Source organism: Lysobacter sp. Root983 (assembly GCF_001429345.1).
In the GTDB taxonomy this organism is placed as follows: Bacteria; Pseudomonadota; Gammaproteobacteria; order Xanthomonadales; family Xanthomonadaceae; genus Lysobacter.
In genome coordinates this window covers 531,861-553,401 of sequence record NZ_LMJO01000001.1, presented here as the reverse complement: position 1 = coordinate 553,401, position 21,541 = coordinate 531,861, and the positions used below count along the sequence as shown (strand labels likewise).

Below are 21,541 nucleotides of genomic sequence, written 5' to 3'. Positions count from 1 at the left end.
GTGTTCTCCCCGGCCGGGTGCGGCCGCGGCATCCATTGCACCCCCGTCGGCGAGGCGGGGCACTGATCTGCGTCAAACGCGTACCGATCCGCCAGTCCGTGCGCGGGTGTGACCACGCAAGCGCGTCGATTGATCTGGATCAAGACGGCGATGGGCGGCGGCTGAGGTAATGGCGCGGGTCTTCATACGGACGCGACCATGGGCAGCGAGCGTTTGCGCAAATGCGTACTGGATGAACGGGCCGTCGACCCGCGGGCGATCGCGCAATCCCCGAACATCCGAGTCGACGCGGACGGGGACGGGCAGGTCACCTCGAGAGACCCGGTCGAAGACCGCCAATCCCACAAGGCGGCGGAGAACGCCGCTTGGCGGGTCGCCAGCGCGAAAGCGGTGGAGAACCGGGCTCGCATCCGGTGAACGCCGCGCGCGCGCCGGGCGAATCCGCCGATGAGGCGGGCATGCCGCCCGGATTCCGCCGCTTGCTGCGTCGGCGCATCGTCGTCGCCGTCGTCGCCAAGCTGGCGCTGCTGACGGTGCTGTACCTGCTGTTCTTTTCGCCATCGCACCGACCGCGCATAGACGACGCGAAAGTCGATCGGCTCCTTCTGCCTACCAGGTGAATCGCCATGCCCGATCTACACGTCGTAGACCTATCGAGACTGCAGTTCGCGCTCACCGCGCTGTACCACTTCCTGTTCGTTCCGCTGACCATCGGGCTGGCCGTGATCATGGCGATCATGGAGAGCGTGTACGTGATGACGGGACGCCCGATCTGGAAGCAGATGATCCGCTTCTGGGGCGTGCTGTTCGGCATCAACTTCGCCATGGGCGTGGCGACCGGCATCACCATGGAGTTCCAATTCGGAACCAATTGGGCGTACTACTCGCATTACGTCGGCGACATCTTCGGTGCGCCTCTGGCTATCGAAGGCCTGATGGCGTTCTTCCTGGAAAGCACCTTCGTCGGCCTGTTCTTCTTCGGTTGGGAGCGACTGAGCAAGCTCCAGCACCTGACGGTCACCTGGCTGACGGCCATCGGCGCGAACCTGTCGGCGCTGTGGATTCTGATCGCCAACGGCTGGATGCAGAACCCGGTCGGCGCGGAGTTCAACTTCCAGACCATGCGCATGGAGATCACCGATTTCGCCTCGGTGGTATTCAATCCGGTGGCGCAAGCCAAATTCGTGCATACCGTCAGCGCCGGATACGTGACCGGTGCCATGTTCGTGCTTTCGATCAGCGCCTGGTACCTGCTGCGCGGACGCAACCTGGAGATCGCGCGGCGGTCCATGGTGGTGGCGGCGAGCTTCGGCCTGGCGTCGGCGTTATCGGTGGCGGTGCTGGGCGACGAAAGCGGCTACACCGCGTCCGAGAACCAGAAGATGAAAGTCGCCGCGATCGAGGCCGAATGGCGCACCCATCCGGCTCCGGCGTCGTTCACGGTGTTTGGCATGCCGGACATGGAGCGGCGCGAAACCGCGCACGCCGTGCGCATTCCCTGGGCGCTGGGCCTGGTGGCCACGCGATCGCTGGACAAAGAGGTTGCGGGCATCCATGAGCTGGTCGAGCACAACCGCGCGCGCATCCGCCGCGGGATCGCCGCCCATACGGCGCTGCGCGAGTTGCGCGCCGATCGCGAGGATCCCGACAAGATCGCGGCGTTTCTGGCCCTGCGCGAGGATCTGGGATTCGGGCTTCTGACCCTGCGCTACGTCGCCGACCCGGCCACGGCCGACGAAGCGGTCATCGATCGCGCCGCCTGGAGCACCGTCCCGAACGTGCCGGTGCTGTTCTGGTCGTTCCGGATCATGGTCGGTCTGGGCTGCTTCTTCATCCTGCTATTCGGCTGGGCGTTCTATCTGGCCACACGGGGGCGACTGCATCGGCCCTGGTTCCTGCGCATCACGCTGTGGAGCCTGCCGCTGCCGTGGGTCGCCGCCGAGCTGGGCTGGATCGTCGCGGAATACGGGCGCCAGCCGTGGGCGATCGACGGCATCCTGCCGACCTTCCTGGGCGTGTCCTCGACCAGCTCCGGCCAGGTGCTCGCCAGCCTGATCGGCTTCGTCGTGCTCTACACCGGGCTGGCGGTGGTCGATGTGGTGCTGATGCTGCGAGCGATTCGCTCGGGGCCGGACCGGCTGAAGTTCTGGCCGGCGTCCCATCCCCTTCATGGCGCGATAAGCCCGCCGAACGCGAGGACCGACCGATGATCGACTATTCGCTGCTGCGCATCATCTGGTGGGTTCTGCTGGGCGTGCTGCTGATCGGCTTCGCGGTGACCGATGGCTACGACCTCGGACTGGGCGCCATCTTGCGCCTGGTCGGACGCGACGACGTCGAACGGCGCATGGTGATCGAGTCGATCGAGCCCAATTGGGAGGGCAACCAGGTCTGGTTCATCCTCGGCGGCGGCGCCGTGTTCGCGGCTTGGCCGCTGTTGTACGCCGCGTCGTTCTCGTCCTTCTACTTCGCCATGTTCCTGCTGTTGGTGGCGCTGATCTTGCGGCCGGTCGGCTTCGCCTTCCGCAACCGTCTGCCGCATGCGCGCTGGCGCGGCGCCTGGGATTGGGCCCTGACCGTCGCCGGCGCGGTGCCCGCGTTGGTCTTCGGCGTGGCGTTCGGAAACCTGCTGCTGGGCGTGCCATTCCATTTCACACCGGAGCTTCTTCCGGTCTACGACGGCAGCTTCATCGGCTTGTTCAGGCCCTTCGCCCTGCTCGCCGGGGTGGTCAGTCTGTCCATGCTGGTGATGCACGGCGCCGCATTCGCCGCTATGCGCATCGAGGACCCTGTCGGCCGCCGTGCGCGGCGCATCGCCCGCATCGCCGCCGCCACGACCGCGACGGCCTTCCTCGTGGCGGGCATCTGGCTGCGCTCCATCCCGGCGCCGGCGATCGTCAGCGGCCTGCATGCCGACGGCTCCTCGGATCCGCTGACCAAACACGTGCTGATGATCGACGGCGGCTGGTTCGCCAATTACGCATTGACGCCATGGATGATGGCCGTGCCGGTCGCGGTCGTCGCCCTGTTGATCGCGGTGGCGACGGTGCGCTCGCACGGGCTCGCCTTCCTGGCCAGCGGCGGCGCGGTCGCTGGCATCATATTGACCGCGGGATTGGCGATGTTCCCGTTCCTGATGCCGTCCTCCACGCTTCCGGGCCACGGCCTGACGATCTGGGACGCGTCCTCTAGCAGGCGCACGCTCGGAATCATGCTGGTCGCCGCGGCGATATTCCTACCCCTGATCCTGGCCTACACGGGCTGGGCCTTCCGAGTCATGCGCGGCACCGTGACCCGCGCCTACGTGGAGTCGCAGCACGATTCCGAAGGAGGTTACTGATGTGGTACTTCGCCTGGATCCTGGGCCTGGCCCTGGCGTGCTGCTTCGGCGTGCTCAACGCGATGTGGTACGAACTGCGCAGCGACGAAGAGCGCAGCAGACGCGAGGTGCAGGAGGACGTGTGATGGCGCGTGCGGTTTCGCTGCTGCTGGCTTCGTGCTTGAGCCTGGGCCTGCTGTTCCTGCCGGCGATGCGCGGCGGCGGCATGACGGCGGCCGGGCACGGTCTGTTGACGCCCTTGATGCTCGCTATCTGCGCCGGCTTCGTTCACGGGGTGGGCTACCGCCCCTTGCATTCGTGGCTGCGCGCCGCGTTGCATCCGGCCCTGCTCTGGCCGGCGATGTTGGTCCTGGCGCTGTCGTGGGCGCGCAGCTTCTGAGCGCGCAGGCCTTGATCTGGGTCAAGGCGCTCCGGCCGGGCCCGGGCCATGCTCGCGGTCAATGAACGCACGAGTGTCGAGGAGAAGAGCATGCGTATCCTGATTGCGGTCGACGGCAGCGAGGCCGCCTTGCGCGCGGTCCGTTATGCGATACGACTGGCTGGGGAGCTGAAGCTGGCGCCGGAGTTGCACCTGCTGTATGCCGACGAGCCGCTGCTGCGCAGCGTCGCGATGAGTCTGGGGCTGGAAGGCACCCGCCGTTATCACGCCGAGAACGGCAGGATGGCGACGCAGAAGGCCAGGGCCATGCTCAAACGCGCGAAAGCCGCCTGCGAGGAGCATGTGCTGGTAGGCGAGCCGGCACCCACCATTTTGAAGTTCGTCAAGGCCAACCGCTGCGATCTGATCGTCATGGGCTCGCACGGGCGATCGGCGCTCAAGAGTCTGTTCCTGGGCTCGGTCGCCAGCAAGGTGCTGGGAAGCACGATGGTGCCCCTTACGGTCGTGCGTTGAAGGAGGGGCAGAGCCTGTTTGCGCGGCCGATCCTGGCGCGCCGTGGTCTTGTCCCGGATCCGGAGCAGTGATGAAGGAGTATCGATCATGACTCGGCTCATCGTCGCGGCCGCAGCGCTGCTGCTCAGCGGCTGCATGTCGCAAATACTCCTGGACGGCAGCCCCGCCGGGACTCCGAATATCGCCGGCGATGCGGTGGCGAAGCGGATACGTGCGGTGGCCAGCGAAGCTTGCGCGGGCCAGCTGCCCGCGCTGCGCTACCAGGTGCTCGAGCATGGCGGCGACGGCTGGCGGCCAAGGTGCGCGCGCGTGGAAGGCTTCGCCTACACGCAAGGCCAGGACTATGTACTGGAAATCATCGAGTATCCGGCCGCCCAGCATTCGTCCCTGGGACGCCTGGTGCTCAAGCAGGTGATCGGGGCTTATCCGCACATACACGAATAGCCGGAAGCGCGCCGATCGAGCCACCGCGGGCTTCGCCGGCGCCTGCGTCGGCTGCAGCCTCGCAGGCGCAAGCGCCGTCTGACACGGCAAGGGATCTCAGCGCAGGCAGCACAAAACGATGTAGGGGACGATCAGGAACATCCAGATCGCGATCTTGTACAAGCCGAAGATCAGATAGGCGCTGGCGTCGAACGCGGACGGCGACAGCGCGAACCAGCGGCCGTGCAGCCGCTGGATCGGCTCGCGAAACTTCGCGTAGGCCGCAAACCCCAGCAGCAAAAGGCCGTAGTTGAGAACGGCGCACCAGAGCAGGAAGTTCGGCCAGAATGCGGTGTTCATAGGGTCGTCTCACAGGTTCAGTTCGTGTATGACCTGGCTGGCATCGTCCGGATCGCTGCGAGTGCGGAAGCCCAGGTCGCCGGCCAGGTCGCGCATACGCCGATTCTCGGCCGAATCGATCGAGTACATCGAGCGAATGCCGCGTTCGCGCGCAATCCGGATCAAGCGGCTCATGAGCGTGGTGCCCAGGCCCTTGTTCTGCCATTCGTCGGCCACGGCGATCGCGCATTCGCAACGCGATCCGTCCGGGCTGGTCCCGTATCGGCTGACGCCGACGATTTCGTCGCCGTCGTCGCCGCCCGTCGTGGCGATCAGCGCGTAATCGTGGACGTAGTCGATGTCGGTCAGCTGACGGATCAGGTCCGCGCTGGGATGCCGGGTCTGGCCGAGAAAACGAAAGCGTCGCGACTGGTCCGACAAGCCTTCGATGAACGCGCGCTCGGCGGCGGCGTCCTCGGCCGCGATGGGACGGATGGTGAGTCGGCTGCCGTCGCGCAAGGTTTCCGGCCAATGCGCGGTGCCAGGGGCGGGGCTGGTGGAGGTCGACGAGGATTTCGTGGCCATGCTGCGTACTCCCGTATGGGGCTCACATGCAGAGTAGGTCAGCGGCCTTAGCCTCCATTGATCCAGGTCAACCGTTGCGACTGTGAAAGGCGGCGCAAACTTGAGTGCGGAGCATGCGGCCCTGTCGATCGCCATCCCGTACTCGGCTCGCCGCCCATGTACGAAAACGTGATGCCGTCCCTCGCCGCTGTTGCAGCGCACATTGCGCGCCCGGGGACCGTACGCTAGCGTCTGGGGGCGATGGTAGGGGGAGAGACGCCCGGAAAACTGCGGGCGTCCTCATCGTGATCGGGTTCGGCGTTTTCTCAGCGGGCACCAACCGGTGTCCGTGGCGCACATCATTTCGAAGGGGAATTAAGGATGAAGACTCTGTTCCGCACCAGGGCGGGGCGGTGGCTGTCGGCTGCTGCGCTGCTTGCGCTCGCGGCTCCGGCCATGGCCAGCACGCTCAACCAGAACGTGTCGTGGACCATCGACCGGGCCGGGACCAGCACCAAGTACCGCGTCGTCGCGTACGGCGATTCGATCTTCGCCGGCTACAACGGCTCGATCAGCAACGCGGCGCGCTACTCGGCGCCGACGGTGGACGCCGAATACCTGTCGGCGCGTTGGAACGCCGACATCGAAAGCATCCGCCGCGCCAAGTCCGGCGCCGTCGCGCGCGACGTCTACGAGAACAAGATCGTGGCCGAGCGTTCCTACATGCAGGCCGCGACCACCCGCGTGGTGAGCTTCGAAATGTGCGGCAACGACGGCCTGCAGGCGCGCTCCGCCTTCAAGTCGCAGACCGGAACCTGCGATTACAGCGGCCTGGACGCGGCGGTCAACTCCTGCAAGACCTACGTGTCGGCGGCGATGGACTACATCAATACCAATGCGCACGCCAACACCCGTCTCAAGGTGATCTCCAACCTGTACTACCCGGGCTACAACGCCGACAACGTGCAGAGTTCCTGCCGCGACGCCAGTACCGGCCAGACGGTGAACATGCGCGATCGCTTCCTGCCCGCGATCGCCAAGATGAACTACTGGATGTGCGAGTACGCCCGCCAGAAGGGCTTCCAGTGCGCGGACAGCTTCGCCCAGTACATGGGCGCGGACTACGACAGCAACGGCGACGGCCAGATCGATGCCGACGCGCTGCGCTACGTGTCCGGCGAAAGCGAGGCCAGCTACATCAACCGCACCGCGGTCACCCTGCGTGCGACCTTGCGCGACGCCAATACCAAGTTCGTCTCGTCCTCCAGCTCGTTCGACTACATCCAGTCCGACGACACCCATCCGACCTACACCGGCGGTACCGTGTCGGCCGGGCTCTGGGGTGGCAGCACGGGCAGCGGCGCACCGCGCTACTCCAGCTTCAGCAACGGCCGCAGCCCGATCTGGAACCAGTACGGGCACGAGCGCATGGGCTGGGCGCTGTCGGTGTATCAGCCGGCCACGCCCTGAGGGATGGGTTAGGAAACCCGCCTCGTGGCCAAGCGCAGCCAGCCGCGTACCCCGTCGTCCCGAGCGGACGGCGAGGGCATGCGTGTGATCGCGAAGCCGCCCACCGCCCGCGGCAGATGGCTGCCGTGGGCGGTTTGCATGGTCGTCGCGCTGGTCGCGGCGTCGGCCTGGTGGGTGCTCAAGCCAGAATCCGCTGATCGCAACAACGCGCTCGCCGCACAGGCCGGCGCGCAACACGATGCGACGGCCGGCCCGATCGAGGGCCGGCCGCCGTACGCGCGCCCGAAGCTGCAAGCCGCATCGCTGGAGGAGCCCGAGGCCATGCCCAGCCAGGATCCCGACGATCTGGCCGCTTACTTCCAACCCGGCGATCCGGAACCCAGCGGCGCGCAAGTGATCGAGGCCTTGCAGCAGGCCGGCGTGCGCACCGGTCTGGGCGCGTTCAATCCGCCCGGCACCAGTCCGCCGTTGGCGGGACTGGCCGTGCCGGAGGGCTACGACCTGCCCGAAGGCTATGTGCGCCATCACCAGGTCACCGACGAAGGCGTCGCGATCGAGCCGATCCTGATGTTCGCGCCCGACTTCACGCTCTACGATCCGCAAGGCCGGCCGATTCAGATGCCGTCCGATCGCGTCGTTCCGCCCGCGCTCGCGCCACCGGGCATGCCGTTGCGGCAGGTCCGCATTCCTCCGCGCTAAGACCGCTACACGGAGTTCTTCGACTTGACCAAGGAACGGTTGTCTACGTCCCGCTGGCGCAGCCTCGCCGGCATCCTCGCCACCGCCTTGTTGCTCGGCCTATACGCTCGCGGCGGCCCCGCCTGGGGGCTGGGCTTCGTCGCCTTGGTGCCTTGGCTGCTGGCGCTCGATACCGATCGCAGCTTGCCGCGCGTGCTGGCGATAGGCGCGCTGATGAGCGTCGCCTTCGTGGCCGCGGCGTTTCATTGGTTCGGTGCGGCGATCGGCGCCTACACCGGCGTGGGCGCGGCGACGGCGACGGTGGCGCTGCTGCTATTGGCGCCGTTGCTGCAGCCGCAGTTCATCGCCTACGCGCTGGTCCGCCAACTGACCGGACGCCGCTACGGGCCGCTGCTGCGCGCGTTGGCCGCGGCCTCGGCCTGGGTGGCCTGCGAATGGCTGCTGCCCAAGCTGTTGGGCGACACCCTGGGGCACGGCCTGTTTCCGTCCGCGGTCCTGCGCCAGATGGCCGACCTCGGCGGCGCCGCGGGGATCACCCTGGTGCTGCTGCTGGTCAACGAGGCGCTGGCCTTCGCCATCCGCCAACGCGAACGCGGCCTGCGCGCGGCGCTGCGGCCGTTGGCGCTGGCGGCGCTGATCGTGGCCTGCATGGCCGGCTACGGCCTGCTGCGACGCGCTGCCTTGCAGGCGCCCGCGATAGCCGATGCGGCGACGCTGCGCGTGGCCATGGTCCAGGCCAGCATTACCGACTACGAGCGGCTGCGCGAGGAAATGGGCGCCTACGCCGTGGTCCGCCACGTGCTTGATACCCATTACGCCTTGTCCTGGTCGGCGATCCGCGACCACGACGCGGACGTGTTGCTGTGGTCGGAAACCGTGTATCCCACCAGTTTCGGTAGCCCGCGCAGCGAGGACGGCGCGGCCCTGGATCGGGAGATCCAAGGCTTCGTCGATGCCGCCGGGGTGCCGCTGGTGTTCGGCACCTACGACCGCGACGAGCAGGGCGAGTACAACGCGGCTGCGTTCCTCGAACCCGGCAAGGGCCTGCTCGGCGCCTATCGCAAGACCTATCCGTTTCCGCTGACCGAGTACGTGCCGCGTTGGCTGGACGGCCCCTGGTTGCGCGGCTTGCTGCCGTGGGCCGGCGGCTGGCGCCCGGGCGAGGGCGCGCGCGTGCTGCCCTTGCGCAGCGCGGACGGGCGCGAAGTCAACGTGGTGCCGCTGATCTGTCTGGACGACGTGCATACCGACCTGGCCATCGATGGCGCACGCTTGGGGGCGCAGGCCATCATCGGCATGTCCAACGACTCCTGGTTCACCGCCTATCCGGTCGGCGCCCGATTGCATCTGGCGGTCGCGGCCTTCCGCAGCATCGAGACGCGGCTGCCGCAGGTGCGCGTCACCACCAACGGACTCAGCGCCATTATCGACGACACCGGCGAAGTGCTGGCGAGTACGTCGATGGGCGACCAGGCTGTGCTCACCGCCTTCGTCAGCGCCCGCGATCCGGCGCCGACCTTGATGGTGCGCTGGGGCGACTGGGTGGGGCGTGCGGGCGCGGTGTTCCTGCTCGCGTTGGCCGCATTGAGCGTCTGGCGCGTCCGCTACCGCCGTGCCGGCGCCGTGCCGAAAGACGAATCGACGGTAGCGGTCGTCGCGCTCACGCCATTGTGGCGCACGGCGGCCGGCGCGTTGAGGTTGTGCGCGGGCGCGGGCTTGTTGTGGCTGGCCTACGACATGCTGTCGCGCATCGGCCTGCAGATCCAATCCTTGTCGCAGCTGAAGATCTTCGCCGCCGCGGTGGTGGCGCCGGCGCTGGCGGCCTGGGCGATCGAGCGCGCGTTCCTCGCGCAGGCGCGCGTGGAAGGGCCGTTGCTGGTGCTGGACCAACGCCGGCAACGGATCGAGATGCCCCTGGCCTCGATCGCCGCCTTGCGTCCCTGGCGGCTGCCGCTGCCGCGCAGCGGCGTCGACCTGCGCTTGGCCGAAGGGCCTTACTGGACGCGCGCTCTGGCGCTGTCTCGGCCGCATGCCTTGCGGCGCCTGTTGGCCGCGACCGGCACAGCGGTGGACGGGGGAGGGCGCGTGGCGAACGCGTTGGCCGATCTGGCCCAAACGCGTGCGGACGCACGCCGGCCGCGGCTGGATCACGCATTGGTGAAGTTCGCGCTATTCCCTTTGCTGCTGGCGCTGGTGGCGTTTCGTCTGCACCAGGTCATCGCCTTCGGCGGCAGCTTCGGCGAGTACTACAGTTACGGGCTGGCGGCCTACCTGACGGGGTTGCTGATCTGGTGGGCATCCTGGTCGATCGGCCTGATGATGTTCGCCGCCGCGCTGCGGATCGCGATCGAAACGGCGGTGGCGTTGGCGATAGCGCTGCGTTCCGCGCACCTGGCCGCGCTGCGCGACGCCTTGGAATGGCTGGGCCGTCTGGCGTTCTATCTGGGCGTTCCGGCTTGGCTGGCGTTTCGTCTGATCTCCACGGGATAAGCGGTCTTTCGTCCGACTTCGGGGGTGGCGTTCCGGGGTACGGAGCCGGGCAGGCCAGGGCAGGCAGAGTCCGCTTGCGACCAATCGGCCACGGCCGGCATCCGTACTGGGATCTGGCTTAGCCCGCGAGGATCCGCCATGCGCCACCATAAGACCAACTCCGGCATACGCCCGGGCCTGCTAGCCAGCGGCCTGTCCGCACTGCTCGCGATCGTTTCGCCGGCCTTCGCCGCGGACCCGGACGACCCCTATCCGGCGGCGATCGAGACCCTGGCGGACAAATTGGCGACGCGCTTCGTCGATCCGGCCGTGGGCCGGCGTTACGCGGACATGCTGCGTAGCAAGCTAAGCGCGGGCGAGTACGCGGACATCGACGACGCCAAGGACCTGGCGCAGCGCCTGACCCTGGACCTGCAAGCGGTCGCGGCCGATGGTCATCTGCGCGTCGATCTGGCGCCGGACCTCGGCGCGGGCGCCGGGCCCGTGTCCAACGGTCCGCGGCGAGTCGTTAGCCCCGCGCCGACGGGTACCGGAAGTGCGGGAGCATCGCCGCAACGCGCGCCGGCGGCGAGCGGAGCGCCGAGTCGGGTATCCGCACTGGCTCCGATCGACCTGCCCAGCGTCGCCGAGACCAAGTGGATCGCGGACGGTGTGGCCTACATACGCTTCAACCAGTTCGCTGGCGAACCTGCGTCCGTGGCGGCGATCCGGGCCTTCGTACAAGACCATGCGAACGCCAAGGCCGTCATCATCGACACGCGCAGCTTGGCGCGGGGCGGCGGACTGGCGGAGATGGACGCCTTGTTTCCTTTCTTGTTCGCGCAAGAAACGGTGCTGGTGGAAATGTCGGTGGCAAAGAACGAGAGGCCAGGGCGAGGTCCGGTGCCGTTCGCAACCCCGACGCTGCGTACCGTCCCGGGTGCCGCGAACCAGCTGGTACGCCAGCATGTGGCCATTCCCGACCCGGCCGAACGCCGCCTGCGCCAGGCCAAGGTGTTCTACCTGACCTCCAAACGCACGCGTTCGGCGGGCGAACATTTCGCTCTCGCCTTGCAGCGCACCCACCGAGGCACGTTGATCGGCGAGCGTACCGCGGGCGCCAATCACTTCGGCGGCATCGAGCCCATCGGTGCGGGCCTAGCCGCGTTCATCCCGGTAGGACGCACCTATGATCCGGACACCGGCAAGGATTGGGAGGGCGTCGGCATCGTTCCCGATATCGAAGTTCCGGCCGACGAAGCTTTGGCCAAAGCCTTGACGCTGGCCGGCGCTTGAAAGAGTGCGCGCTTCGGAACGGGCAGGCAGGCGAGTGGGAGATGGCGACGGAACGACGGATGCGCGACATCCCGCGACGAACAACCCTGTCAATGCCATCAACGACGCCGGCAACTGCCGATTCTTCGTCGACAATCCCTACGCCGACTGGCCTTGCGCAAGCCTGCGCCGCGCGCAGGTAGGCATAGACTTGGCGTGCCGGTTCAAGCGCCGTCCTGCACCGCGGTTACGTCGCGGTCCGTGCCGAGCTTCGCATGCTGCGAACGCGCCAAGGGCAAGGCCAATCTGAAACAAGCGCCTTGCCGCGGCGCGTCCACGATCTCGATGGAGCCCCGGTGCAGTCGCACGATGTCGCGGACCAGATTCAATCCCAGCCCGCTGCCGCGTTGGTTGCCCCGGACGCGATAGAAGCGTTCGAACACTTTCTCGCGATACTCGGGACGAATGCCGGGGCCTTGGTCGGATACTTCGATAATGCCGTGGCCGCTATCGCGACCGACGAAGATCGTGATCGCGCCGCTGTTGCCGCCGTGCTCGATGGCGTTCTGAACCAGATTCACCAGGACGCGTTCCAACGCCAGCGCATCGCCCGCGACCCGGGCCGCGTCGGTAACGGTTTCGAATGCGAGCTCGTAACCGGCGGAAATCGCCAGCGGCGCCAGGTTGGCGGCGGTTTGCCGGCCCAGGTCGACCAGGTCGATCGGTTGGAAATTCGGGTTGCTTCGATCCAGGCGCTGCAGGTTCAGCAGGTGCTCGGCCAGCACTGACAATCGCGCGACGTCCTGCAGGAGTCGTGCCCGATCGGGGGAGGGGGGCATCGACTCCAGGCGGGCGTTGAGTATCGCGACGGGAGTGCGCAGCTCGTGCGCGGCGTCCACCAGAAAGCGTCGGCGTCTTTCGTGGCCTTCGTCGTAGCGCCCCAGGGCGTCGTTAACCGCCGACACCAAGGGAAGCACTTCCTCGGGCACGCCGGCTTCGGGCAGCCGCGCTCCGCGCTGTTCGACATCGAGCTTGCGCGCGGTGTCGACGACGGGCTCCAGGCTCTTCAAGGACCAACGCACGACCTTGGGGGTGGCGATCAGGGTGACCAAGGTCATCAGGACCAGTAACGGCAGCAGGACGGTGACCAAGACCGACAGAATCAGCCAGCTCGCGCGGCCGGGCGCCATCACCCGGCCTTCTTCGGTCGTCAGTATCTGGACCCTGCCATATGGAGTGTCGACCCGCTTGAGGCGCGCGCCGGTCGCCTTGTCGTCGTCTATCAGGTATCCCAGCCGGGCCTGACTGACTTGGTCCAACGCGCCGCCGATAGAGGCGAACTCCGGCGGAATCGGACCATGGCGCAGTTCGCGGCCTCGCCGATCGCGGATGACGTACCACAGGGCCGGAATTTCCCGGCGCAGTTCCATAAGGTCCGGCGTTTCGCGCAAGCTCATCCGGCCGCGGTCGTCCAGCGTCAATGCCTCCTGCAGAATCTCGACCGCATTGTCGGCGTCCTTGGCGACGTTGCTGCTGTACAGCGCCAATACGATCAGCAATCCGAAGACCGCCAGGAGGGCGCCTTGCAGTGCCAGCAGTCTCCACAGCAGGCGCTGCTTCAGCGAGTGCGGGCGCGATCGGATCATGCCGCCTCCCGCAGCAGGTAACCGATGCCGCGGATGCTGTGGATCTCCACGCCGGCGCCGGCTTCGGCCAACTTGCGGCGCAAGCGGGAAACGTGGGAATCGAGTGTGTTCGACTGTATGTCGTCGTCGAATCCATAGACGGACTCTTCGATCACGCTGCGCATCACGGTGCGGCCGCGGCGTCGCAGCAGGGCTTCGAGCAGCAACAGTTCGCGGCGCGGCAGTTCCAGCGGTCGTCCCGCGACCTCCGCCAGCCGCTCCACCAGGTCGAACGCAAGCAGGCCCACGCGTATCGTGTCGGATGCCATCCGCGCCGGCCGGCGCAACACAGCGCGCAGCCGCGCAAGCAGTTCCTCGATCGCGAAGGGCTTGACCAGATAATCGTCGGCGCCGGCGTCCAGGCCGACGACGCGATCGGTCAGATCTCCGCGCGCGGTCAGCACGATGACCGGCGTGCGCAGGCCCATTGCGCGCAAACGCGGTATCAAGGCGACCCCATCGCCGTCGGGCAGGCTTCTATCGAGCACGATCGCGTCGTGGACATCGCCCATCGCGGCCGCTTGCCCTTCGCCCAGGGTGGGGACGTGGTCGGCGACCATGTCGTAGCGCTTCAGGGCCTGCGTCAGGGCCACGGCGAACTCGAGCTCGTCTTCGATCAGCAAGATGCGCATGGGTCCGACCCTGTCGCGTAGGCTGCATTCTGCCACCGCCATCGCAGGCTCATGCTCCGATCCAGCGCGAGGCCGCCCGCCGTGTTACCCGATACACCGTCGCGGGAGGCAGATTGCCGTAGACGCGACCCAGCCTTTGCACCTTGAAGCCATGACGGTCCGTCCACGAGCGCGGCAACGGGAAGCGTGCGCCATAAGTGAACTGGTAGAACGCGCCGTCGACGGCAAGGTGGCCGAATGCGCCGAGCAGCACGGCGAGCCGATGCCGTCGCGACAGGTTGCGCAAGGGCAGGCCGCTGACCACGGCGGAGACTGGGCTGCCGACCCGCGAGAGCGGGTGCGGAAGGTAGCGGGCGTCGGCGCGCAGGACCTGCGCCGCCGGAAAGCGCCGCTCCAGCAGTGCGGCGAACTCCGGTGCCGCCTCGACCAGAACCAGATCCTCCTCGCGAACCCCTCGTTCGAGCAAGGCGCGGGTGAACACGCCGGTGCCGGGCCCCAATTCCAATACCCGGCCGGGGGCTGCCGCTACCTCGCTGGTAATCAAGCGGGCCAGCGCGGCGCTGGACGGCGCGATCGCTCCGACGCGTCCAGGCGAGCGCCGCCAGGTACGCAGGAACGACAAGAGGTCGCGCCATCCGGGGTAGGCGGCCGCGGAAGAGTCCAGCGGCGCGGATTCGTGCGGGGTTTGAGGTAGCGATGCTGGACTCATTCGAACTCCACAGGGCAGGCGAGAGTCCGATCTTAGGAAGGAAGGTTGCGCCAACATTGCGTGCTCCCCCTGCGCCCGGACTTGGGTTCCGATTGGGGCGCGGGCGAATGGGCGGTGCGGGCATGACGGTTGTCCATGCCTTAGTGCTGTTGGTCCCAGCGGCAACAGGGGAGCGGTGCGGGTGTCGCATGCTAGTTTGGTCTTCGGGCGGCGAACGGATTGGAAGCGGCTCCGTTGCAGTGGCTTTCCCTTGAACTCAGGGGGCACCCCATGGAATTGGTTCTCAGCCGAATCGGTTGTCCGGAGAGCAAGCCTTCATGCGCAAAATCGCTACGATTCGGTTTTTCGCACTGGTATTCGCGTGCGTAATCGGTTCCGCTCAAGCCAATCAAGCGGAAATGGCCGCGCATGCGCGAGCGATGAACGATATCGCCGCGACGCCTCCGTGTTGCAACGGCGGCGACGACGACGACAACGACGGCTGGGAAGGTTACGAGCCCAACTTCTCGGCCGCGGAATTGCAGGAGATGCTGGATCGCTCGCGCAGAGAAGAGGCGGACAGCCTGCGCCGGCATCAAGAACGCATGGCGCGCGATCCGGAGTATCGGTCTTTCTTCGACGGCTTCTGGAACTTCAGGCCCGCCCAGGACAACGCGCCGGGACAGTACTGCGCCGCGCGTTTCTATCGCGAAGGCAGCAGCATGATCGTTCTCGGCCCGGGCGGCGATTCTCCGTACGCCTACCTGGCGCTGTACGGACGTGGCGTACCGGTGCCCAAGTCGCCCAGAAAGCTGACCGTCCGGCTCCATCAGACCGGAGAAGCACCCCAAACCGTCGAGGTCTTCAACCTGGCCATGGCGGGCACCGGCGGAGACGGCATGCTGCTGATGGCGGTCCCGAATGCGGACGCGCTGCTGGACGGCATGCTGGACCAGCATCGGTTCGAGGTCTTCGACAGCAAGCAGCGCGAGGTGTTCTACATACTCGAATGGACCGGCGGCCTCGCGGCGCGCGACAAGCTGCGGGCTTGCATCGGTACGAAGTCGTAAATACCGCGATCGCCGTCGTCGAACGGGGCGGGGTTCCGGTGAGCTACCTCGGCGCGCCGGCCCGGCGTCTGCTGTCCAATCGCCGCTAGCCGCCTGCGGCCCGGAGCGGACCGCGGCGCCGCAGGCACGGCGCCGCGATGCGCGCTGGATGTCAGGCCTTCGCTTCGACGTGGCGGGCGAAGTTGTCGAGGATCGCCTGCCAGCCGGCGCGCTGCATTTCCGGCGAGTTCTCCGACTCGGCGTCGAAGGTGGATTTGATCAGGACGCCGTCGGCCTGAGCGACGAACTCGGACTGGACTTCGCGGCCGTCCTCCATCCGATACTCGATCGTCTGCTGCGGGACCACGCGGGTGTAGGTGCCCTCGAAGTCGAAACCGAAGCTGCCGTCCTTGGCCTCCATGCGCGAAAGGAACTTGCCGCCCTCGCGCAGATCGACCGTGCTGCGGGTGGTGTGCCAGTCGTCGCTGGCGGCGTTCCACTGCTTGATGTCCTCCGGGGTGTTCCAGGCCTTCCAGACTTGGTCCAGGTCGGCGCATACCAGGGTTTCGATGGTGATCTTCATGTTGTGCTCCAGTGCGGCCCGGAATGGGCGTTCATTAGCAGCGTCGAACGGAGGGGCGCCGAATCGACAGGCTCGCGAAGATTTTTTCAGATCGCCGCGCCGATGTCGCCGAACCGGGATGTCGCGCGGCCCCGTCCAGGCGCGTCACGGCGGGGCAGGGCTCGGCTCAGGACAACATGGTCGGCAGTTGCGCCTTTTTGTTGCTTTGAGCCTGTCTTCGGCCAGGGCAGGGCAGGCGCATCCGGTCCGGATCCGGCTCGAACGATGCGGCGGCATCGCGAGGGGCGTCGCGACGCCCTCAGCCTTCGGCACCCGTTCGATTCGTGCCTGGTGTGCGCTTGACTTTGTCCGGCGGCGATGCTGCGATGATCCGGTCCGCACCGTACGGCAAGGCAAGGATGCCCATGTACCCTCGTGGTCAGGTCGCCCAACCGGATATGGATGTCTCGCCGCCGCAGCGGGCGGAGCGCGACGATGCCGATCTGGATCGCAGAGGACGAGACGCTCGCGGGGACTCCGAAGATCCCGCGCAAGGCGACGCCGGCGAATCGCCGGACTCGCAGATCCGAATCCCCTCCGATGCCATCAGCTTGCATTCCCTCGGGGGCGCGGAGGGCAAATCCTCGACGTTGGGGATAACGCTGCTGGAGTATCAGGGGCTCCCTTTTTTCGAGTTGACGGTGAAGGGTTCCTTCGAGGTTGGCCCCAGCCTCAGCATCGACTACGTCCCATCCCCGAGCATGCTCCTGGACGCCAAGTCCCTGAAGGAGGGCAGCTCCTTCGAGACGCCGATACCGCTGCCGCTGGCCGGTACGTCCTTGAACTTCGGCGTCGGCATGGACGGATCGCAGACCATCGGCCTGGAGTTGGGGCTGGGTCCCAAGCTCGGCAGGGCATCCTTGGGCGGCGCGCAGGTCTACGCCTATACGGTTTGCCCGGATTCCGGCCCTTGTTTCGACGCCGGCGCGAAGCTCAAGACGGGCAACATCACCTACAAGGCCGACGTCGGCGTTTCGCTGGGCCGCGGGTTCGACGTCATGGCCGACGAGATCGGCCGCGCGATCATTCGTTCGCTGGAGCTGCCGGTACCCGGAGCAAACGGCGGTAGTCAACGCTGAAACGCACAGGGGGTGCGCGTATGTCGTCGTCTTCGGATTCGCTGTTTTCCAAGGTGCAGTCGCCCGACGAGCTGATCCAGCGATTGCGGTTCGACCCGGACCCGATTCCGACCGATTCCGACGAACTGCTGGACTTCCTGAAGCGCGACAAGGACCTTCAGCTGCGCCTGCTGATCCGGGACAAGGCCAAGGACATTCCCTTGTCGGGGATCGTGCAACAGGGCGGCAAGATCCGGATCACCGTGCTGGATACCCTGCTCGAGCCGGGCCTGAATCCGTTTCTCGTGCTCGAGAACATCGGCGTCGCCCGCTCGCTGCTGTCGGATTGCCTGGAGCTGCGCCGGCGCATCGAGGCGCTGCAGCTCGACCTGTTCAACTACGCACAGGAGTCCTACGAGTTCGAGGAGACCAAGAAGCTGCGGGACGCCGAGCTGGCCCGCCTTGCCGACGAAGTGCAACTGCACGACGGCTTGCTGGCTGCCAAGCGTAAGGAGCAAACCGCCTTCGCGACCGTGATCGCGAACTGGGCCGAGGCCATGGCCAGCCATGGTGCGGACGCTCCCGGGCACACGTCCGAGCATCGAGTCGATCGGATGCTGATCCAGTCCTATTGGCCGGTGATCCATTCCACGTCGACGCCGGGTAATGGCACGCCGGAATTGGTGAAAGTGTCGAATGCGCCCTACAGCGCCCTGTTCTCCGGTTCCGTCTTCGACATCGTCTGGGCGGCGATGTCCTCCGATGCCAAGCGCAGCGTAAAGTTCGAGACCGCCAACCAGCGCAACGAAACCCTGCGTCTGCAGAACGAGAAGTCCGCGATCGACAGCCAGATCGCCCAGATCTCGGCGGCCAAGAAAATCGCCGTTTACGAGCACGACTTGGCGAAGAATCGCAATGCGATACGCGACGAGAAGTGGCGCCGCAAGGTGGTGCAGTTCGAGGCCAACTCCGGCCTGGGTCTCAATCGCCGCTTGCGCGACTCGCTGATGCTGTATTCGGAGATCTTCGGCCAGCTACGTGTCGCGCTGCACGCGATCGAGTTCGGCCAGACGGAAATCCTGGGCATGACCATCGAAGGCTTCGACGCCGAAAGGCTGGACCTTCGCAATCGCTACATCCTGGAACCGGCGAGCACGCAAACGCAAAGCGCGCCGGGCGCGGACGTACAGGAGTCCTTCGACGACGGTATCTGGATTTCGCTGGACACGCTGGGTAGCTACTTGGTCCAAGCCGAGGCCCGGATGCGCAGGCGCGCCCATTCGACGCACGTCACCCAATCCGTGCTGCGGCTGGACGGCGAATTGGGCGAGGGCAGTGCACCCATCAATCTGGAACAAGCCATCGGCCCCAACAGCGCGCTCGCGGCGGACACACGGCGGGACAATATTCTCGCCATCCGCATCCTCAACCTCGGCGACCCGATCAGCCTGCGCCTGCGCTTGCGGCGGCCGCAGCCGATGGGCCAGTACGTCCCTCCGGATTTGCAGCATCCGAGCGGGTCCTGGCTGCCCGATCCGATATGGAAAATATTGTCGAGCTACGATCTGGCGCTGGACTACGCCTATCTGCCCAGCACCTCGGCGGCCGTCGCGCCCGAGGTGCCGTCCGTGGTCACGCAGTTCTTGAACCGGGAACTCAACGGCCTGTTGAAAGCGACCGTCGGACCAGCGGAGCCGACCGCGCGGAAGCTGTCGCTCAGGATCGAGGTGTGGCACACCTGATGGTCGCGACGATGACGCCACGCGGTCAGGCGCGGGTGGGTCGCTCTCGGTGAGCCGGGACGATGGCTTAAGTGGAAAACCGCATCGGACTATGCCGTCGCGCACCTGTCGCGGTTCACGTCGGTGCCTTGGAACGCCGGCGCTGACGCGGACGGAGCTCGTCAGGAACGCAGCTGCACGTGCCTGACGGAGCAGGGCACCCGGTACGACCTACCCGCCGGGGAGTGGCGTGCGATCGCTCGCCGCGGCGCCGTCTACAACCCGTACAAGGAGCGGGTAGGGGACAGGTCGACCGGGGTGCAGGGGGGGCCTGCGGCTATGGGCGCGCAGGCGCCCGCTCCTTCACCAAGCGCTGTAGCCGGCGCCACTCGATTCGTTGATGCGGCCGATGTGAGTGATCCTTCAGACCTACCGCTGAGGACTGTCTAGTCCGGATACTTGAAAATGGTTGCATGCGCACCGTGTGAGAGGGCATCGCCCCAAAGCAACCATTCTGATTGGTCGGGCTTTACCGCTCCGAAAAAGAACAATCCGCCGATGTTCATGCTAGGAATATTGAGCTTGTCGAAAGAAATTCGTGTATCCCTGTTGAGCGATATCCCCACGGTTAAGAGAGGAGATTTCGGGTACTTGCTGGGAAGCAAGTCTATGATCTTTTGCAAGGTAACTTTCGCATTGATGTCATCCGGGGGCAGCTGTTTTAGCTGCAATGGGAAAAATTGATTCTCACCGCTCTTCTGAATTCGAGCTACCGCATCGTGGTCATGATTTTCCCAATGGGTGACGCCAATTTTTTCGCCTCTTCGCTCTGCTAGTCCATGGCAGAGCAGGGCGGCATCACGAAGTTCCTTTAATCCCAATGTCTCTCGTGTTTGCAGTCGCCTGTGACGGTCGGGAGGCATGTGCTGGGTGATCTCCAGCTCTACAGCGCGCAGACGACGTAGAAGGTGCCCAGTCTCCACATAGGTTTTGGTTCCAGCTTCGCGACACCAAGCCTTGTCCATATGAGGGGTGCCCTGGTCCTTGGTTGCTCACCAACATCCTACGATGCTGCAAGGCCGTTCTGAAGGTATTTGCCTAGGTCCACTACGACGACCAGCCGTTCCTCGGAGCGTTGACGAAACATCAGGCCGCGCATGCGCTTACCCGGCCCAAGGCCCGGTTAGGTCTACGTGATTGTCCACGATGCGCCGGTGTAGATCCCCTGCGCATGTGTTCGAACAGGGGTGGCCTTCAGGCCAACCAGGTGGGCGCATCGTTCAGCTGGCGGGATAGGAGGTGGTGTTACTTCGGCCTTCTTTGTGAATCAGTTAGTTACATTCCTGAAGCTATTTTTTGTAACGAAATCTCTTGTTTTTCTAGGCAGGTGGACTTGTGACATTTTCCGCGTGTACAGGAAGAATTGTGACATTCACTCAGCGGAATCAGCATGGAAAAAGTCACAGCATCACCTGGTAGAACGAACACAAGGGTGGCACGTTCGTGCGCCAATACTCGTACAACGCGTTGTGTGAGCGTGTGTTATCGACCATTCCTGGGGTCACCGGCATTCTGATGGCAGTGGCCGTACTCCGGACGTGCACACCTGCACCGTCTACGACGAATCTGGACGCTGGTTAGGTGACTACGACACACCGGAAAGGTCTTGCAACAGGCGATCTGGCTGGGCGGCAACGCCGATATGAGAGGGCGCTGTGTATTCATGTAACGCCGTGTCGACTGCGCGGCTAAGCTTACGCCCTCAAAAATTCGTTATCAGCACATGGATAGCCATCGTCTTTCTTAGCTAAAGGGCGATGCTTCAGTGCTTTGTAGGGTTATATAAGGATTGGCGTCCCGAGCGCTCAATGATCATGTCGATCATGAGCAATGCTTCCTCAAGCGTATGAGGATCGACGCTAGCAGCATCCGTGATAAGCCGGGCAGCTACCTCTTCAAATTCTCTCCGGAACGACGTGTCATCAAGACATTCTTTCCTTCTATAAACAAGCAAGTCGAGCGCATGCAGGCGATCAAGGATTGATTGGTGAGTATGGCTTGCCATATTCGAACCCTGCCATTCTGCGTATATATTCAAGATAATATTGGCCACTCCATTTCCGAGTCAACCAATATTCATCGGGACTTGCCAGGTCTGTCGTCCGCAAAAAGCGGAGCGGTGCGACATAATAATCATATGATGGCGCGTCCTAAGCACCCGCTACGGATGCTACTTGAGCTCCCTTCTTAAACGCTAGCTTTGCCTTTGGGTAGGCGAATTGGACTAAGGCGAGGACGGCTGCGGTAAAGACAAGAGCCCCAATCAACCATAAGACGAATTCTCTATCTGGGCGCAACTCACACAGAGCTCCGGCGCCATCCATAGGTTGTCCAGATTCAGCTTGGCCCTGGCTGCGACGTCGCGCGGTATGTTCAGATGCGTCAGCATCTGACCGGTCCCGTGTTGATGGTCTCCTATCGGTCATGGCCAAGCTGTAGATGGTATTGATGAGTCCAATCATGGCGACGCCGATGTGGATGATTTCCTCGACCAGCGGCACCAGCTCACGGCGGCGCGAGGCGAGCCCCGTTCATCTGTCGGATCAGCCGAAACG

22 protein-coding genes are annotated in these 21,541 nt (G+C 65.2%); 14 read left to right on the top strand and 8 right to left on the bottom strand.

Annotated elements, in window-relative coordinates:
- The first annotated feature begins 365 nt into the window (after positions 1-365).
- From cydP to ASE43_RS02410, 7 genes are all read left to right on the top strand, one after another.
- Positions 366-620, top strand: coding sequence for a cytochrome oxidase putative small subunit CydP (gene cydP, locus ASE43_RS02435; protein ID WP_157499014.1), 255 nt, complete (start codon positions 366-368; stop codon positions 618-620).
- Between the two features lie 6 nt (positions 621-626).
- Entirely contained in the window at positions 627-2,210 is a 1,584-nt protein-coding gene (locus tag ASE43_RS02430) for a cytochrome ubiquinol oxidase subunit I (protein WP_157499628.1), read from the top strand.
- The gene (gene cydB / locus ASE43_RS02425) at positions 2,207-3,340 is read left to right on the top strand and encodes a cytochrome d ubiquinol oxidase subunit II (protein ID WP_056174742.1); all 1,134 of its coding nucleotides are present in this window, start codon (positions 2,207-2,209) and stop codon (positions 3,338-3,340) included. The genes ASE43_RS02430 and cydB overlap by 4 nt, the downstream gene beginning before the upstream one ends.
- Complete coding sequence (gene cydX, locus ASE43_RS21010; RefSeq protein WP_082576278.1) at positions 3,340-3,465, top strand: cytochrome bd-I oxidase subunit CydX; 126 nt, start codon at positions 3,340-3,342, stop codon at positions 3,463-3,465. The genes cydB and cydX overlap by 1 nt, the downstream gene beginning before the upstream one ends.
- Positions 3,465-3,719, top strand: a complete 255-nt coding sequence (locus ASE43_RS02420; protein ID WP_056174740.1) for a cyd operon YbgE family protein — start codon at positions 3,465-3,467, stop codon at positions 3,717-3,719. Before cydX ends, ASE43_RS02420 begins: the two co-directional genes overlap by 1 nt.
- 48 nt (positions 3,720-3,767) lie before the next feature.
- A complete protein-coding gene (locus tag ASE43_RS02415) occupies positions 3,768-4,232 on the top strand; it encodes a universal stress protein (RefSeq protein ID WP_082607054.1) in 465 nt (154 codons plus the stop codon).
- Between the two features lie 87 nt (positions 4,233-4,319).
- Positions 4,320-4,676, top strand: coding sequence for a DUF4377 domain-containing protein (locus ASE43_RS02410; protein ID WP_056174736.1), 357 nt, complete (start codon positions 4,320-4,322; stop codon positions 4,674-4,676).
- Positions 4,677-4,772: 96 nt separating this feature from the next.
- Here the strand turns inward: ASE43_RS02410 and ASE43_RS02405 are convergent, their stop codons facing one another.
- Positions 4,773-5,015: a DUF6868 family protein gene (locus ASE43_RS02405; protein ID WP_057159339.1), complete on the bottom strand. Its 243-nt coding sequence runs from the start codon at positions 5,013-5,015 to the stop codon at positions 4,773-4,775.
- Between the two features lie 9 nt (positions 5,016-5,024).
- Positions 5,025-5,579: a GNAT family N-acetyltransferase gene (locus tag ASE43_RS02400; RefSeq protein ID WP_057159338.1), complete on the bottom strand. Its 555-nt coding sequence runs from the start codon at positions 5,577-5,579 to the stop codon at positions 5,025-5,027.
- Between the two features lie 360 nt (positions 5,580-5,939).
- Between ASE43_RS02400 and ASE43_RS02395 the strand changes: the two genes are divergently transcribed.
- The 4 genes from ASE43_RS02395 (at position 5,940) to ASE43_RS02380 (ending at position 11,492) form a co-directional block, all read left to right on the top strand.
- Positions 5,940-7,028 (top strand): hypothetical protein, encoded by a 1,089-nt coding sequence (locus ASE43_RS02395; RefSeq protein WP_056174730.1) that lies wholly within the window; start codon positions 5,940-5,942, stop codon positions 7,026-7,028.
- Positions 7,029-7,052: 24 nt separating this feature from the next.
- Positions 7,053-7,727: a hypothetical protein gene (locus ASE43_RS02390; RefSeq protein ID WP_200943942.1), complete on the top strand. Its 675-nt coding sequence runs from the start codon at positions 7,053-7,055 to the stop codon at positions 7,725-7,727.
- A gap of 24 nt (positions 7,728-7,751) precedes the next feature.
- Positions 7,752-10,217, top strand: coding sequence for an apolipoprotein N-acyltransferase (gene lnt, locus ASE43_RS02385; protein ID WP_057159337.1), 2,466 nt, complete (start codon positions 7,752-7,754; stop codon positions 10,215-10,217).
- A 138-nt stretch (positions 10,218-10,355) separates the two neighbouring features.
- Positions 10,356-11,492 carry a S41 family peptidase gene (locus ASE43_RS02380; RefSeq protein ID WP_057159336.1) on the top strand — a complete coding sequence of 379 codons (1,137 nt, stop codon included), beginning with the start codon at positions 10,356-10,358 and terminating at the stop codon, positions 11,490-11,492.
- Between the two features lie 203 nt (positions 11,493-11,695).
- Here ASE43_RS02380 and ASE43_RS02375 read toward each other — a convergent pair whose 3' ends face one another.
- The 3 genes from ASE43_RS02375 to ASE43_RS02365 are packed head-to-tail and all read right to left on the bottom strand — an operon-like array spanning position 11,696 to position 14,410.
- Complete coding sequence (locus tag ASE43_RS02375; protein WP_057159335.1) at positions 11,696-13,117, bottom strand: HAMP domain-containing sensor histidine kinase; 1,422 nt, start codon at positions 13,115-13,117, stop codon at positions 11,696-11,698.
- Positions 13,114-13,788: a response regulator transcription factor gene (locus tag ASE43_RS02370; protein WP_056174718.1), complete on the bottom strand. Its 675-nt coding sequence runs from the start codon at positions 13,786-13,788 to the stop codon at positions 13,114-13,116. Before ASE43_RS02370 ends, ASE43_RS02375 begins: the two co-directional genes overlap by 4 nt.
- A 49-nt stretch (positions 13,789-13,837) precedes the next feature.
- Complete coding sequence (locus tag ASE43_RS02365) at positions 13,838-14,410, bottom strand: methyltransferase domain-containing protein (RefSeq protein WP_235568627.1); 573 nt, start codon at positions 14,408-14,410, stop codon at positions 13,838-13,840.
- A 404-nt stretch (positions 14,411-14,814) separates the two neighbouring features.
- On the opposite strand from ASE43_RS02365, the gene ASE43_RS02360 reads away from it, so the two are divergent.
- Entirely contained in the window at positions 14,815-15,546 is a 732-nt protein-coding gene (locus tag ASE43_RS02360; RefSeq protein ID WP_157499627.1) for a hypothetical protein, read from the top strand.
- A gap of 151 nt (positions 15,547-15,697) precedes the next feature.
- Here ASE43_RS02360 and ASE43_RS02355 read toward each other — a convergent pair whose 3' ends face one another.
- Positions 15,698-16,108: an SRPBCC family protein gene (locus ASE43_RS02355; RefSeq protein WP_057159333.1), complete on the bottom strand. Its 411-nt coding sequence runs from the start codon at positions 16,106-16,108 to the stop codon at positions 15,698-15,700.
- 338 nt (positions 16,109-16,446) lie between these two features.
- Between ASE43_RS02355 and ASE43_RS02350 the strand changes: the two genes are divergently transcribed.
- Together ASE43_RS02350 and ASE43_RS02345 are read left to right on the top strand one after the other, a co-directional pair.
- A complete protein-coding gene (locus tag ASE43_RS02350) occupies positions 16,447-17,226 on the top strand; it encodes a hypothetical protein (protein ID WP_157499626.1) in 780 nt (259 codons plus the stop codon).
- A gap of 20 nt (positions 17,227-17,246) precedes the next feature.
- Positions 17,247-18,947, top strand: coding sequence for a hypothetical protein (locus ASE43_RS02345; protein WP_057159331.1), 1,701 nt, complete (start codon positions 17,247-17,249; stop codon positions 18,945-18,947).
- A gap of 425 nt (positions 18,948-19,372) precedes the next feature.
- Here the strand turns inward: ASE43_RS02345 and ASE43_RS21510 are convergent, their stop codons facing one another.
- Positions 19,373-19,951, bottom strand: a complete 579-nt coding sequence (locus ASE43_RS21510) for a hypothetical protein (protein WP_157499625.1) — start codon at positions 19,949-19,951, stop codon at positions 19,373-19,375.
- 797 nt (positions 19,952-20,748) lie between these two features.
- Positions 20,749-21,039: a hypothetical protein gene (locus tag ASE43_RS21505; protein ID WP_157499624.1), complete on the bottom strand. Its 291-nt coding sequence runs from the start codon at positions 21,037-21,039 to the stop codon at positions 20,749-20,751.
- Positions 21,040-21,541: the final 502 nt, after the last annotated feature.

Bases quoted from the DNA above. Each gene is read 5' to 3' on its own strand.
- ASE43_RS02430 (WP_157499628.1), top strand. From the start codon at position 627: ATGCCCGATCTACACGTCGTAGACCTATCGAGACTGCAGTTCGCGCTC.
- cydB (WP_056174742.1), top strand. From the start codon at position 2,207: ATGATCGACTATTCGCTGCTGCGCATCATCTGGTGGGTTCTGCTGGGC.
- cydX (WP_082576278.1), top strand. From the start codon at position 3,340: ATGTGGTACTTCGCCTGGATCCTGGGCCTGGCCCTGGCGTGCTGCTTC.
- ASE43_RS02420 (WP_056174740.1), top strand. From the start codon at position 3,465: ATGGCGCGTGCGGTTTCGCTGCTGCTGGCTTCGTGCTTGAGCCTGGGC.
- ASE43_RS02415 (WP_082607054.1), top strand. From the start codon at position 3,768: ATGCTCGCGGTCAATGAACGCACGAGTGTCGAGGAGAAGAGCATGCGT.
- ASE43_RS02410 (WP_056174736.1), top strand. From the start codon at position 4,320: ATGACTCGGCTCATCGTCGCGGCCGCAGCGCTGCTGCTCAGCGGCTGC.
- ASE43_RS02405 (WP_057159339.1), bottom strand. From the start codon at position 5,015: ATGAACACCGCATTCTGGCCGAACTTCCTGCTCTGGTGCGCCGTTCTC.
- ASE43_RS02400 (WP_057159338.1), bottom strand. From the start codon at position 5,579: ATGGCCACGAAATCCTCGTCGACCTCCACCAGCCCCGCCCCTGGCACC.
- ASE43_RS02395 (WP_056174730.1), top strand. From the start codon at position 5,940: ATGAAGACTCTGTTCCGCACCAGGGCGGGGCGGTGGCTGTCGGCTGCT.
- ASE43_RS02380 (WP_057159336.1), top strand. From the start codon at position 10,356: ATGCGCCACCATAAGACCAACTCCGGCATACGCCCGGGCCTGCTAGCC.
- ASE43_RS02375 (WP_057159335.1), bottom strand. From the start codon at position 13,117: ATGATCCGATCGCGCCCGCACTCGCTGAAGCAGCGCCTGCTGTGGAGA.
- ASE43_RS02370 (WP_056174718.1), bottom strand. From the start codon at position 13,788: ATGCGCATCTTGCTGATCGAAGACGAGCTCGAGTTCGCCGTGGCCCTG.
- ASE43_RS02360 (WP_157499627.1), top strand. From the start codon at position 14,815: ATGCGCAAAATCGCTACGATTCGGTTTTTCGCACTGGTATTCGCGTGC.
- ASE43_RS02355 (WP_057159333.1), bottom strand. From the start codon at position 16,108: ATGAAGATCACCATCGAAACCCTGGTATGCGCCGACCTGGACCAAGTC.
- ASE43_RS02345 (WP_057159331.1), top strand. From the start codon at position 17,247: ATGTCGTCGTCTTCGGATTCGCTGTTTTCCAAGGTGCAGTCGCCCGAC.
- ASE43_RS21510 (WP_157499625.1), bottom strand. From the start codon at position 19,951: ATGGACAAGGCTTGGTGTCGCGAAGCTGGAACCAAAACCTATGTGGAG.